At 38.4% G+C, this 14,146-nt stretch carries 10 protein-coding genes; 8 read left to right on the top strand and 2 right to left on the bottom strand.

All coding sequences use genetic code 11. From position 1 onward, the window contains the following. Window position 1 precedes the first annotated feature (1 nt). The 8 genes from KTJ10_RS07260 (at window position 2) to accC (ending at window position 11,993) form a co-directional block, all read left to right on the top strand. Window positions 2-1,207: an MFS transporter gene (locus KTJ10_RS07260; RefSeq protein ID WP_262441698.1), complete on the top strand. Its 1,206-nt coding sequence runs from the start codon at window positions 2-4 to the stop codon at window positions 1,205-1,207. Next, window positions 1,204-4,731: an IucA/IucC family protein gene (locus tag KTJ10_RS07255; RefSeq protein ID WP_262441697.1), complete on the top strand. Its 3,528-nt coding sequence runs from the start codon at window positions 1,204-1,206 to the stop codon at window positions 4,729-4,731. The genes KTJ10_RS07260 and KTJ10_RS07255 overlap by 4 nt, the downstream gene beginning before the upstream one ends. Then, window positions 4,724-5,494, top strand: a complete 771-nt coding sequence (locus tag KTJ10_RS07250; protein ID WP_262441696.1) for an HpcH/HpaI aldolase family protein — start codon at window positions 4,724-4,726, stop codon at window positions 5,492-5,494. Before KTJ10_RS07255 ends, KTJ10_RS07250 begins: the two co-directional genes overlap by 8 nt. Window positions 5,495-5,648: 154 nt before the next feature. Beyond that, a complete protein-coding gene (locus KTJ10_RS07245) occupies window positions 5,649-7,886 on the top strand; it encodes a TonB-dependent receptor (RefSeq protein ID WP_262441695.1) in 2,238 nt (745 codons plus the stop codon). A gap of 268 nt (window positions 7,887-8,154) precedes the next feature. Continuing rightward, window positions 8,155-9,480, top strand: coding sequence for a Y-family DNA polymerase (locus tag KTJ10_RS07240; RefSeq protein WP_262441694.1), 1,326 nt, complete (start codon window positions 8,155-8,157; stop codon window positions 9,478-9,480). A 235-nt stretch (window positions 9,481-9,715) separates the two neighbouring features. After that, window positions 9,716-10,171, top strand: a complete 456-nt coding sequence (gene aroQ, locus KTJ10_RS07235) for a type II 3-dehydroquinate dehydratase (protein ID WP_262441693.1) — start codon at window positions 9,716-9,718, stop codon at window positions 10,169-10,171. 17 nt (window positions 10,172-10,188) lie between these two features. Continuing rightward, a complete protein-coding gene (gene accB, locus KTJ10_RS07230; protein WP_000354611.1) occupies window positions 10,189-10,608 on the top strand; it encodes an acetyl-CoA carboxylase biotin carboxyl carrier protein in 420 nt (139 codons plus the stop codon). 17 nt (window positions 10,609-10,625) lie between these two features. Then, entirely contained in the window at window positions 10,626-11,993 is a 1,368-nt protein-coding gene (gene accC / locus KTJ10_RS07225; RefSeq protein ID WP_002115704.1) for an acetyl-CoA carboxylase biotin carboxylase subunit, read from the top strand. Window positions 11,994-12,039: 46 nt separating this feature from the next. Here the strand turns inward: accC and KTJ10_RS07220 are convergent, their stop codons facing one another. Then, window positions 12,040-12,543, bottom strand: coding sequence for a hypothetical protein (locus KTJ10_RS07220; RefSeq protein ID WP_086265639.1), 504 nt, complete (start codon window positions 12,541-12,543; stop codon window positions 12,040-12,042). 153 nt (window positions 12,544-12,696) lie between these two features. After that, on the bottom strand, window positions 12,697-13,860 hold the full coding sequence (locus KTJ10_RS07215) for an MFS transporter (protein ID WP_262441691.1): 1,164 nt from the start codon (window positions 13,858-13,860) through the stop codon (window positions 12,697-12,699). Between the last annotated feature and the right edge of the window lie 286 nt (window positions 13,861-14,146).

The raw sequence follows: 14,146 nt of genomic DNA, 5'->3' as shown, positions 1-14,146 counted from the left end.
CATGCGCTCATCTCGCCTAGATCATTTTATTATTTTGCTCTGTCAGTTTTTTTCCACTTTTGGGCTCATGGTACTTATTCCGATCATGCCGCTCTATATGGAAAAACTGACGGCGCATATGAGTGCTCCCACTATCTGGGCAGGTTTGGCACTCGCGGCTCCGGCTATTGGCAGTTTATTTACCGCACCGATTGTGGGTCACCTATCCGACACATTCGGCCATAAAAAAGCCTTGTTACTTTCTCTGGCTGGTTTCTGTATTTCAATACTGCTCATGGCGAGCGCCCAGCATTTATACCTGTTTATTTTCGCGCGAATTTTACTCGGTTTTTGCGGTCTTTCCGTGATTTTAAATGCCTATGTTTCATATCTTTCTAATGAACAACAACGTGGCTCCGCTTTGGGGCAATTACAAAGTAGTGTTGCGCTAGCTTGCCTATGTGGTCCCGTGCTCGGCGGGATATTTATGGATCAATGGCGGGTTGAAATATTACTCAACGCGACAGCATTTGTTGTGATGACACTCATTGTGATTGCGTCATTTGTATTAACCAATCCCGTTAAAACCGAAACCACAAAAACCGAAGAGAAATCTAAGCTTCCAGCTTTCTTTGATAGAACGATTTTTTCATGGTTAAGCGCCGGCATTTTGGTTCAAGCGGGCGGCTTTGGTTTGGTGTCATGCTTTGTTTTATACATTAGTGAAATAAGCCAAAGCACTCATTCATTGTTATCTGCTGCGAGTTTAACGGGCACCATTCATGCGCTTTCATGGGGAGCAGCATTTATTGCTGCAACCTATTGGGGAAAAAGAAATGATGATAAAGGAGATTCTTTTAATAACTTCATTTACGCATCCTTAATTTGCGGCATCACGATTTTCGCATTGATCTGGGTTTCTAATCTCTGGCTGATTCTTGTATTACGACTCATACAAGGCTTCTGCTTTGCAGCCCTTATTCCTTCGATCTTACACACCATTTCTCTAAAAGCTGGCGCTCAAAGCCAAGGAAAAGTGATTGGTATTTCTAACAGTGCCTTTGTCTTAGGACAACTTATTGGCCCAATCACGATCACGCTCACCTACTCATTTTTCAATATTACCGCGGCATTAATCTGCACCTCACTATTTTTTATAGGTGCGGGATTAGTGGTGATTTTGAACAGATTCTTAATGGATACAATTTTAGAAGAGGCACAAGAATGAACTCAATTATTACAACAGATGCATGGTCTTATAAACTTTTCGAACAGTACCTAAATACTTTCTTTCGTGAACTTAAAGTGAATCTTGAAGAATGCATTATTCCCTCTCAAGACTCTCCTTTATTTACACTGTATGCGGAGCAATCAGCCACACTGTATTTTGCTTATACATTTAATGCATCTAACACAACTGTTTATGGCGCAGTTCAGCATCTTTCAACTACGGGTTATCACAGATATCAACGTGGTTTTGTTCTGCAAAACTTAAACGACAATAGATTTGACTCACTCACTGACCCTAAACAGTTAGTGAAGCTGATTACAGATGAGTTGAATAGTCTATTTAAAGATAAAAACCAAAATAAAAACCTGTACTCTGATATTGCCAATAGTATCGAGAACACAAAATTCTTTTTAGAAAACAAGCCATCTCAAACAGCAACTAAAGCGTTAAGCGGTTTTCAGGCAACTGAACAAGGCATGTTATATGGGCACCCTTTTCATGTGACTTCTAAAGCCAATTTAGGTTTTTCTAAAGAGGACATGAAAAAGTATAGCCCTGAGTTAGGCGCAAGTTTCCAACTCCATTACTTCGCGGTTCATTCTTCTTTAATCCAAAAGCTCGTAAGTGAAGAACAGCCCTCTCACCGTATTGAAGATGAAGTTTTAGAAGCAGCAAAAGATCATTTGCGAGAGAACTTCACAAACTATGAGCTCATGCCAACCCACCCTTGGCAAGCCAATTTCTTACGTCAACATCCATCTTTAAAGAAACATTTAGATAGCCAAGACGTGATCTATCTGGGAGCGTTAGGTCAAACGGTATGGCCGACCTCATCTGTTCGCACGGTGTGGTTACCTCAATCGAACCTATTCTTAAAACTCTCTATTGATGTGCGAATTACCAGTTTCATTCGTAATAACCCAATGGATGAGATGGAACGCGCGATTGATGCGAGCAAAATTATTATTAATCACAAGATTAATGAGCAATATCCTGACCTTGTAATTCTGCCGGAGTTAGAGGCAAAAACAGTCAAAATTCCAGAGTTAGAAAGTTCATTTGGCATTATTTATAGAGCAGGTCTTACGCCAGAGGTATTAGATAACACCCGAATGCTCGGCGGCTTGGTTGAAGAAAACGAAAACCATGAAATTCCTCTATTAAGCTTTATTCAGCAAGCGGCACCGAATCAAAACTTACAATCGAAAGACGCGAAAGACTTCATTACTTTCTGGTGGAAACAGTACGTTAAGGTTTCGCTTATTCCATTAATTGAGTTGTTTGCAAATAAAGGCATTAGCGTAGAAGCACACATGCAAAATAGTTTAATGGAATTTAAAAATGGCTATCCCCATCGCCTTATTCTTCGAGACATGGAAGGCATTAGCATTGTTCCAGAAATGATAGAAGATGACTCATCTATTTCTGAAGATAGTACGGTTTGGTTCTCTCAGAAAGATGCATGGATCTTTTTAAAATACTACCTCGTAATTAATCACATTGCTCATCTCATCAGTGCAATTGCGCGAGTTACCGTGATTGAAGAATCTGAACTTTGGCAAGCAACACGTCTTACGCTCACACAAAAAAAATTTACCACCAAAGGTCAGCAATATCGCGATTTATTAATTAATTCACTCACATTACCAATTAAGGCAAATATGTTAAATACGCTCTACCACAGTGGTGGCAATCCAATCTGGATTGAAGTTGAAAACCCTATTTATAAATATCGCGGCGCAGAAGCGCTTTGCCCTCTTCAACCAACACAACAAACCAATTATAAAACCCTCGCGGAAAATCGCGTGATAGGCCAATTATTAGAAGCACTCATTTTTGAAAATACTTTTAAATACGAGTTTTCTAAAGGTCAGATCAAGTTTTATATTTCCGATACCGTTTTTTATACTTGCTCGGCTAAACGACACTTTAGTTTTAAACGAATTAAGTTAGATCCTTTAAGCTTAATTCGTTCTGATATTACGTTAGACACTGAAACTCGCCCTAACCTAAAAACGCTACTTACCGATCTAAGAAATATTATTGAAGCTGACCCAGTTAAATGGCAAAACTTTAATGATGAACTCAATTTAACATACGTTAAACATGCGCAAACTTTGAGCCAAGCCCCTGCTCAACCTTTAAGAACCTTGCCTTACCTAGAACAAGAAGCACGGATTACCAATGCACATTTATATCATCCGAGTTTTAAGTCTCGTATCGGCTTCGATTTAAAAGAAAATCAAAAATATGCACCCGAGCTTTCTGAAGGTTTTACGGTTAAATGGGTAGCGACTCACAACAGCTTATGCAAACTGGTTTTAAGTGAAACCATTAACTTAGAGCAGCTTTATAAGCAGCATTTTTCAGAAAAAGATCTACAAACTATTAATGATCAATTGAAAGAGCAAAATGTAGATTTTAAAGATTATATCCTGACCCCAATTCATCCATGGCAGTGGGATAAAATTATTGAATTATATTATCAAGATGCGATTAGCAACCAACTGATCATCCCGTTAGATATTGAAGGTCCGACTTACTTACCGCAACAGTCGATTCGGACCTTATCGAACATTAGTGATATATCAGCGCTTTCTCTCAAGTTGGCAATGAACTTGGTCAATACTTCTACCTCTCGTGTATTGGCACCACATACTGTTCAAAATGCAGCCAAAATGAGTGACTGGCTTTATAACATTGTTGAACAAGACCATATTTTAGAAAAACAGCGTAAGCCTGTTATTTTAAGAGAGATTGGCGGTCTTTCAGTTAACCAGCAAATTGCGCTACCTGTTCAATACGGCGCACTCGCCTGCATTTGGCGCGAAAGTATTTACAGCTACTTAAAAGAAGGCGAATCAGCAACACCAGTAACGGGTCTAATGCAAGTTGATACGGACCAAAAACCACTAATCGATGAGTGGATTCAAGAGTACGGTATTGAGTTCTGGTTAGAAAAATTACTTACCAACGCTTATTTACCTATCATGCATATTTTATGGTGCCACGGTCTGGCTTTAGAGTCACATGCACAAAACATGGTACTGATTCATAAAAATGGTCTACCAATTAAAGCTGCATTGAAAGATTTCCACGATGGTATCCGTTTTAGCCGTCATCTTTTACGTGAGCCAGAGCTTTTACCTAACTTGCAAGATGCGCCAAAAGAACATGCCAAGATTAACCCAAACTCATTCTTGGAAACCCACTCTCCAAATGAGTTAAGAGACTTTACCCAAGATGCGCTTTGGTTTGTAAATCTCGCAGAGTTAGCGATTTTCTTAAATGAACATTATGACTTCGATGAAATCAAATTCTGGACCATGTTAAGAAGCATTATTAATCAGCATAAAGAAGCTCACCCAGAGTTTGCTGAGCGATATGAATTATTTAACTTTACAGATGACACCATCGATATTGAACAACTCGCAAGCCGCCGATTCCTTCCGGAAATTCGCTTAAGAGTACAAACCACACCAAACCCGCTCAGTCTCATTAAGGAAATTGAATATGAATAAGTATTCGATTTCTTTTAAGAAACGAATAGCAAATGGAGAGATGCTCTACGGAATATTTTGTTCCGTAGCTTCTCCGATTAATGTCGAGCAACTAGCACTTGCGGGCTATGACTTTATTATTATCGACTTGGAACATACTTTATTTAGTACCTCTCAAGTCGAGACCATGATTTTAGCCGCTAGAACCATGAATCTTGATGTCTTTGTGAGGGTACCGTTAAACGCCAACCATTTAGTTCTACCTCTGCTTGATGCAGGGGTAACGGGTATTGTGTTTCCACGTATTGAAAATGCTCAGCAAGCTCAAGAGGCCGTGAACTATTGCCACTATATGCCGCTTGGTCAAAGAGGATTGAATTCGACAAGGTTAAATCGATACGGCATGGACGATTTAGCGAGTTTTGCTCAACACGCAGCAAGCGAAACGGTTGTCATTGCTATGATTGAAAGCTTGGAAGGATTAGAACAGCTTGATGAAATTTTAAAAGTTGAAGGTATTGATATTATTCTGGAAGGTGCTGCCGACCTTTCTCAATCTATGGGAATGCCGTGGCAAACCAGCCATCCAAAGGTCAAAGAAAAAGTTCAAGAGATGTATGCAAAGATTAAAAACAGCCAAAAGCATTTCTGTGCTATTCCCCGACAACCTGAAGATATTGCTGCTTGGAAACAACAGTCTGTTCAGCTTTTTGTACTTGGAGATGATCGAAGCATTATTCGCCGTGCCCATCAAAATCACCTAAATGCGTTTAAAGAAATTTAATCACTATTCAATTTTCTGGGGGAATAAACACTTATCCCCCTAATTAATTGAATAAATTTCAAATATATTATTTTAAAGTAATGAACAATATTGTTAATTACAATGATTCTCATTTATAATTCGCTCAATTTAAAATCACTCTCAGGGCGAGACAATGAGAAATAAGATAAAAAGTAATAAGCTTTTTACGAGGAAGTCTGAAGTTAAAAATATCATTCCACTTCTTTCACTTAGTGGGGCCATCATTCTTTCCAATTCAGCTTTTGCTGCTTCACCTGCTGAAACCACAGAAACAGAAAAGAAACCTGAAGCTCTCCCGACAATTACAATTACTGCTTCACGCGCAGATGAACTCTCTACCTCTGCCAAACAAGTCACCAAGCTAGATGAGAAACAAATTGAACTTTTAAGAAATGGTTCATCTGGAAGTATTGCAACTGTTTTAGCAAAAGCCGTACCGGGTTTGTCCGATTCAAGCCGCACCATTACCGATTACGGTCAAACCTTACGTGGTCGTAATGCCCTCATCTTAGTCGATGGCGTGCCGATGAACCTTACACGTGACACATCACGCGGACTTTCAGCAATTGATCCTGAAAGTATTGCAAATATTGAAGTGATTCGCGGCAGTAACGCAATTTATGGTGGCGGTGCTGCGGGCGGTATTATTTCAATTACTACAAAAGCTGCGGGCGGTGAACCTACAGCTAAAACCGTGGTTGGGCTTCAAACACCTTTAACAAATTTCCGTTCTAATGCTTTAAGTGGCGATATTCACCAATATTTCACAGGTAGCTTTAATGCCTTTGATTACGCGTTCGACTTTGGTTATCAACGTATTGGTAGCCCGTACGATGCAAGTGGTGACCGTGTTGCACCAGAACCAAGTCAGGGTGATTTATATGACTCCGATGGCTACAGCGTAGGCGGTAAGCTTGGTTACCATATTGATGACAACCAATATCTACAATTCGCTGCAAATTACTATAATGCTGAGCAAGATTCAGACTATGCATCTGATCCAAGTGTTAAGAATGCCGCTGCTGGAACTGTACCAGCAAAAGCAATTAAAGGCTTAAAGCTTAAAGACCAAAATAAGAATGAAAACCAGATATACAATTTGACTTACAACCATAAAGATTTTTTTGGCAATAAGGTTGATGCTCAAATTTATTACCGCGACTTCTTTACACGTTTTTCACCGTTTGATGCGCGTGGAAATGCGAATCGTGGTAAGCAAGTCGATCAGATTTATCAAGAAAATAACGTACTCGGTAGCCGTTTAACTGTGACCACACCACTTGAATTTTTAGGTGATACATCATTGGTTTGGGGTGGTGACTTTAGCCGCGAAAAAAGCGAAATGCCTTTAGATATTTTCGATCCTGACATTTATGATCAATCTGGTGGCTTAGAGTTTGTAAAAATTGGCAAACTTATTTATTTACCTGAACTCACCACGCAAAGTATAGGTGGTTTTATACAGTTAAAACACCGCTTTAATGACCAATGGTCAGCAGAAGCTGGTACGCGTTATGAAGACAGCTATGCCCAAATTGATAGCTTTGTTCCTTTATCACAATTAGGTAAGCCCAACCCTTACACCGTTGAGGGCGGAAAAGTGAAAGCTGATGCATGGTTGTACAATGCTAACGTGACTTTCTCTCCAAATGACCAACACTCGATTTATGCATCTTTTAACCAAGGTTTCCAATTACCTGATGTTGGTTTGATTATTCGTAATGCTGGTGAAGGTTTTAACCTTGGTTCGTCATTCTTAGAACCCGTAAAAGTAGATAACTACGAGTTAGGCTGGAAAGGAAACTTCAACAATTTCTCTTCAAGTTTAGCGGTCTTCCACTCCACTTCCGACCTAGGTGCTGTGCAATCGTTCAACAATGGTTTAGTACTCGCTAGAACCAAAGAAAAAGTCACTGGTGTTGAAGCAACTTTTGATTATCTTGATGATGCCAATGTTTGGGGAACTGGTGGTAGTGTTACGTGGATGAAAGGTCGTGAAAAGCCGCAAAACGGTGCTGAACAAGACATGACAGGTTTCCGTATTCCACCATTAAAACTCACAGGTTATATTTCTTATAGTCCAACGGAAACTTGGACAAATCGTCTACAAGCCACTTACTTTGGTTCAGAAGATTACCGCTTAAATGGCAAAAATAGTTTTGGTCGCTATGATGTAAAATCTTATACAACAGCAGATTTAATCAGTAGCTTTGCGCTTAACAAAAAAGACACTGTGACGATTGGTTTAGAGAACATGTTTAACCGCAAGTATTATCCTCTCTATAGCCAATTATTACGAACTAGCGATAACACTAGCCATTTAGTGGCAAATGGTGCAACGCTTAAAGTAACTTATAGTCATAAGTGGTAATTAAAAACTGACGTTGAATGTGTCATAAAAAAAGGAGATCGATGCGATCTCCTTTTTTATTAAAAATATTAAAACCTTATCTATTTTTTCCATGGTTAACCTAAGTTAAACCCACAGAACTACCCTAGCATTCTGCTAAAATTTTTGTTAACTTGATTTTGTTACATATTCAAAATCCAACTTTTCATTTCACACTCCACATCGCTGTGTTTATGAAAACCCATACAAATATGTAGCTTTACCAATATTTTTAATGGGGCGAATCATAATGGAAATCTCACACCGCGAAATTTATGCGCTTGTAGACATTAATAACTGTTATGTCAGTTGTGAGCGACTATTTAACCCAAAACTTATTGGCGTGCCAGTTGTCGTGCTTTCTAATAATGATGGATGTGTTGTATCACGCAGTGAAGAAGCAAAAAACATGGGTATCAAAATGGCAATCCCATGGTACCAAATTGAAGAAGAAGCTCTCCAAGCAGGCGTACATGTCTATTCAAGCAACTACACTTTGTATGCTGAAATGTCGCGTCGCTTTTTTTCAGTTCTTGGTGAATTTTTCTCGCCCGATGATTTAGAAGCTTATTCTATTGATGAATGCTTTATCCGTCTAACCCCTTATCTTCAATCTCTAGATATTCATTCTCATTGTGCCAAAGCAGTAGAAATCCTAGAAAAATGGTTAAGCTTACCTTGCTGTATTGGCATCGGATATTCAAAAACTCAGGCCAAGTTAGCCAATCACTATGCTAAAAAAATTAAAAGCTTTAATAGAATTTGTAATTTTACTACCTTAGATCCCCTGCTTCTTGAAGACCTCATGCAACAAACTTCCGTCAAAGAAGTGTGGGGAATTGGCTACCAATTGGTCAAACAATTACGAAGCTATGAAATTTATTCATGCCTAGACTTAACTTTTGCCAATGAGCATCATCTAGCAAAAGCTTTTTCTGTGGTTATGGCGCGTACCATTCGTGAGCTAAAAGGCCAATCCTGTATTCAACTTGACGATCCTGCTATCGTCACAAAACGAATTTTGGCATCACGTAGTTTCGCTCAAGCTTTATCCAGTATTGAAATTATTAAGCAAGCGCTTATTTTTCATCTTAACCGAGCTCATCGCCGCTTAATGAAACAAGAACAGCTGTGCGCCTGCGTTCAAGTCATGCTTTATGAAAAAACAGATAAACCACCTTATAAAAAAGCATCTTCTCAGGCGATAGGCTTAAATTATGCAACAGATGATTTATGCATATTAACAAAAGCAGCTATGCAACAAATTGATGTTTTATATAAAGAAAATAAAAAATACATTAAAATTGGAGTCTTATTTTGTGGTTTGCATCCCCGTCAACATCACATTGATGATTTATGGCAACCTCTTGAGTTGATTCAGCAAAGACAACAATTAATGCAAACACTCAGCACAGTTCGTAACCGATTTGGCAGTCACTATTTACAAGTCGGTTATCATTCCCGTAATCCATCTTGGCATATGAAACAATGCCACCGTTCAAAAAATTATCTAACTCGATGGAATGAGCTATTAGTGATTGGAGAGAACTCTATAGCCGTTACACAAAATACATGAACTGTTTTTGTCAATTCGGTTTAAAATAAGCTCCATTAAATTACTTGAAATTTTGTCATTTTTTAACATTGCTAAATCATCGCAAAATTTACAATATATAAGCCGAATTTGGTGTACCCTTTCTGCGACAATAAAAACAAATTATAAAAAATTTGTAGAAACATATGCCATAATAAGCAAACTTTGCAGACATCTTGCAAAGAATATTTGCAACTTTAGAGCTGGAGCAATCTGAATGAGTTCGACCATTTTGGTGATTCATGGACCGAATTTGAATTTGCTGGGAAAACGCGAACCAGAGGTATATGGTCATCTTACCTTAGATGATATTAACCAACAACTTATTAACCAAGCTCAACAAGCTTCAATCACATTAGATACTTTTCAAAGCAACTGGGAAGGTGCCATTGTTGATCGTATTCATCAAGCACAAACTGAAGGCGTAGAACTTATTATTATCAACCCTGCAGCCCTCACCCATACTTCTGTTGCTCTACGTGATGCTCTTCTTGGCGTTGCGATTCCATTCATCGAAGTACATTTGTCGAATGTCCATGCAAGAGAGGCGTTCAGACATCATTCTTATTTATCTGATAAAGCAATTGGCGTGATTTGTGGTTTAGGTGCAAAAGGCTATCGTTTTGCACTCGATTACGCTATTGAAAAAATTCAACCATCTAACCCAAACTAGTTTAGGAATAGTCGCCCATGGATATCCGCAAAATTAAGAAACTCATCGATTTAATGATTGAGTCTGACTTGCAAGCGATCGAAGTTAAAGAAGGTGATCAATCAATCGCTTTAACTCGTCGCAATCCTGTCGTTGCTGCGGCTGGTGTAGCACTTCCGGCTGCTCCTGTTGCAGAAGCACCAGTTGCAAAAACACCGCGTGGAGCAGTTGAAACTTCTCCAATGGTTGGCGTGTTCTACGCTGCTCCAAGCCCAGGTGAAGCACCATTTGTTAAAGTAGGCCAAACAGTATCTGCTGGTGAAACTTTGGGTATTATTGAAGCAATGAAAATCATGAACCCAATTGAAGCAACTCAAAGTGGCGTGATTGAAGAAATTTTAGTGAAAAATGGTGAAGTTATCCAATTCGGTCAACCTTTATTCCGTTATCGCGCGTAATTACCCCGGGGACGTCTATGTTGCAAAAAGTTTTAATTGCAAACCGTGGTGAAATCGCTTTACGTATTACCCGGGCTTGTAAAACATTAGGAATCAAGACTGTTGGTATCTATTCAGATGCCGATAAGGATTTGATGCATTTACGTTTTGTTGATGAAGCAGTATGTATTGGTCCGGGCGCAAGTAGTGATAGCTATTTAAATATCCCGGCAATTATTACTGCTGCAGAAATTACCGGTGCTGATGCTATTCACCCGGGTTATGGTTTCCTTTCAGAAAATGCTGAGTTTGCTGAAATTGTAGAAAGCTCAGGCTTCACTTTTATTGGTCCACGTCCAGAACATATTCGCCTTATGGGAAATAAAGTTTCTGCGATTGTTGCCATGAAAAAAGCAGGCGTACCTACTGTACCAGGTTGCGACCATGCGGTAACCATCCACAATGCCTTGGCAGAAGCGAAAGAAATCGGCTTTCCGCTTATCGTTAAAGCCGCTTCTGGCGGTGGTGGACGTGGTATGCGTATTGTTGAGCGGGTAGATACACTCCTTGAATCTGTTCAAGCAGCTCAGCGCGATGCAGAAATGTGGTTCGGTGATGATACAGTTTACATGGAGCGCTTCTTGCAGAAACCTCGCCATGTCGAAGTTCAAGTTCTTGGTGATGGTAATGGTCATGCAATTCATTTATATGACCGCGACTGTTCATTACAACGTCGTCATCAAAAAGTACTAGAAGAAGCACCTGCACCAAACTTACCAGAGCAAGCTCGAGCTGATATCTTAGAAGCTTGTGTTCATGCATGTCAGTTGATGCAGTATCGTGGTGCGGGTACGTTTGAATTCTTATTTGAAGATGGTGAATTCTTCTTTATTGAAATGAATACCCGTGTTCAAGTAGAGCACCCTGTAACTGAAATGGTTACTGGTGTTGATATTATTGAACAACAGTTACGTATTGCAGGCGGTCTAGGACTAGAGCTTCAACAAGAAGATATCAAAGTTCAAGGACATGCAATTGAATGCCGTATCAATGCAGAAGATCCAACCACGTTCTTACCTTCACCAGGTAAAATCGAAAGCTTCTATGCGCCAGGCGGTGCTGGTATTCGTTTAGATTCTCATATCTACCCAGAATACAGCATTCCACCTTACTATGACTCTATGATTGCTAAATTGATTTCTCATGGTAAAGACCGTGAAACTTCAATTGCTCGTATGCGTCAAGCATTAGATGAAATGATCCTTACAGGAATTAAAACAAATATTCCTCTGCATAAAGATCTTATTTTGCAAGATAAGAGCTTCTGCTCTCAAGCAATGGATATCCATTACCTTGAAAAACACTTGTTAAAGCAAGTTGAAGAAAAGAAAGCTGAAACTGCATAATAAAAAAGCCTCTTATTTTTAAGAGGCTTTTTTTATATCTATAATTTTATGGTAACACTCTACGCAAAGTCGCAAAGCACTGCTCACCTTTAGCTGTCGAGCAAAAATTGATTGTATGGTCGTTTTTCCATTGTACAAAATATTGTGATACATCACCTGTTTGGTCTTGTTTCTGACCAGAACAATCTACTTTATTATTATCAAATTTAATTTGCATCACTAAAGCAGCTAGCTGTTCTTTAGGATCATCAGATGGTTGATATTCATAGATACCATAAGACCATTCCTGACCACTTTTGATCACTACATCATTACTACTACGAAAGTTATAATATTCTACACATTTTTTATTATTTGGAATTTCCATTCCCCATAATCCCATAATTTCAGGTCGCGTAACAATACGTATAGCATTAGGATTACTTGCAGTCCGAACTGGTTGTTCGACTGGCTTCTCTGTTACTGTTTCTGCCACAGCTAAACCAGAACAAGCCCACAATAATCCAATAATATAAATATTTTTCATAGATTTATTAATCATTAAACGCATGGAGTTAAGTTAGCATATTTTTTTAGAAAATCATTGCTCCATAACCATATAAAAACAATATTTTTCAACCGTAACAAGTGACTATATCTCATCAAACAATTTTTATATTTATTTGCTTTTTTCAATACCAATTTATTGATGCGTAACGCCAACTTATGCTGAAGTATCAATTCGTTTAGGAAGCCACATTACAAAGGCTAAGCCTAATAGCACAACTAAACTTGCACACATAAAGATGACTTCACCAGAAAGAGTTTTCCAAAAATGCCCAGCTAAAATACTACCAAAAGCTACCCCTAATCCCCACATCGTGCTGTAAAGTGCTTGCCCACGCCCCTGTTGTCCCGCAGAGAAATTTTGAAAAATAACCCGCATAGCAATTAAATGAAATAAACCGAAACTAAAAGCATGCAAACACTGTGCAAAAAGTTGACCCATAAACTGATGTGAAAATACTGCAACTAACATCCAGCGTATGCTCGTTAATATGAGGCACACAATCACTAGAATACGCCATGAGAAATGCTGAAAAACTTTTGCAGCTATTGAAAACATAAAAATCTCAGCAAAAACTCCCATAGCCCATAAGAAGCCAATTTGTGTGGTACTAAAACTTAAAGATTTCAGAAAATTACTATAAAAACTATAAAAAGGGGCGTGTGAAAAAAGTAGAATAAATTCAATTGCAAAAAAAGCAGCCACTGTTGGCCGCTTAAGAACAGGAAGCAAAGGCTCTAAATGTTTTTGCGAGCTAGGCGCACTATCAGGTTCGCGGATGGTGAAAGACCAGATGAATGCCAGTGAAGCAATAATTAATAATAAAATTGGAAGCATTGAAATAGGCACTATTTCTAAAATTGCTCCAATAGTGAATACCCCAACAATAAACCCGACAGATCCCCACTTACGAATTTTGCCGTAAAGTTTGGCTTTTTGATCACCCAACCAAAATAAAGTTACCCCTTCAAATTGAGCTAATATCGCATTTTGGAAAAAGCTAAAAATAAGCATAAGCAAAGCAACTGATTGAAAAGTATTTGGAACTATAAAAATAGCCAACCATATACACGACTCCATCCAAGTTGCCAGCCGAACAAGTAACATTCGCTTACCAGTTTTATCGGCAATCCACCCCCAAACTAAAGGTGCAAAAAAACGCGTTACAATAGCAATTGATGATAAGACACCAATTTCTTGATAATTAAATCCTTGATCTTGTAGATATAAATTCCAATAAGGCATGAATGTACCCACAATGGAATAGTAGAAAAAGTAGAATCCGCCAAGTCTAGTTTGGATTGTAAGTGGTTGGAACAAGTTGTAAACCTTAGTATTTTCAATAGGTTAAAATTCGAGATAATTATATATTCAAAACATCCCAACCCTACAATTTTAACACTTTGTTTTCCAATACAAATAACTAAATTATTAATAAGCAACTTTTCCTCTAAAAGCTTTTTTATTGATAAGAAAGAATAAATAAAGCAAAGATAACTGTAATTTAATTTGTACAATCTGTTAACTTATGTAAAAATACATTTAATATTCATAAGGTATATATTTATCAGATGTTTTTTCTTATTTTTTTAATTTGTCTTTTTCT

The sequence above is a fragment of the Acinetobacter sp. WU_MDCI_Abxc222 genome (assembly GCF_025514755.1).
In the GTDB taxonomy this organism is placed as follows: Bacteria; Pseudomonadota; Gammaproteobacteria; order Pseudomonadales; family Moraxellaceae; genus Acinetobacter; species Acinetobacter geminorum.
Note: the sequence above shows the minus strand (reverse complement) of the source record. Positions and strands in the feature narration are given on the sequence as shown.

What these genes read in the sequence shown, in the direction of transcription:
- KTJ10_RS07260 (WP_262441698.1), top strand. Translation starts at nt 2, where the DNA reads ATGCGCTCATCTCGCCTAGATCATTTTATTATTTTGCTCTGTCAGTTT.
- KTJ10_RS07255 (WP_262441697.1), top strand. Translation starts at nt 1,204, where the DNA reads ATGAACTCAATTATTACAACAGATGCATGGTCTTATAAACTTTTCGAA.
- KTJ10_RS07250 (WP_262441696.1), top strand. Translation starts at nt 4,724, where the DNA reads ATGAATAAGTATTCGATTTCTTTTAAGAAACGAATAGCAAATGGAGAG.
- KTJ10_RS07245 (WP_262441695.1), top strand. Translation starts at nt 5,649, where the DNA reads ATGAGAAATAAGATAAAAAGTAATAAGCTTTTTACGAGGAAGTCTGAA.
- KTJ10_RS07240 (WP_262441694.1), top strand. Translation starts at nt 8,155, where the DNA reads ATGGAAATCTCACACCGCGAAATTTATGCGCTTGTAGACATTAATAAC.
- aroQ (WP_262441693.1), top strand. Translation starts at nt 9,716, where the DNA reads ATGAGTTCGACCATTTTGGTGATTCATGGACCGAATTTGAATTTGCTG.
- accB (WP_000354611.1), top strand. Translation starts at nt 10,189, where the DNA reads ATGGATATCCGCAAAATTAAGAAACTCATCGATTTAATGATTGAGTCT.
- accC (WP_002115704.1), top strand. Translation starts at nt 10,626, where the DNA reads ATGTTGCAAAAAGTTTTAATTGCAAACCGTGGTGAAATCGCTTTACGT.
- KTJ10_RS07220 (WP_086265639.1), bottom strand. Translation starts at nt 12,543, where the DNA reads ATGCGTTTAATGATTAATAAATCTATGAAAAATATTTATATTATTGGA.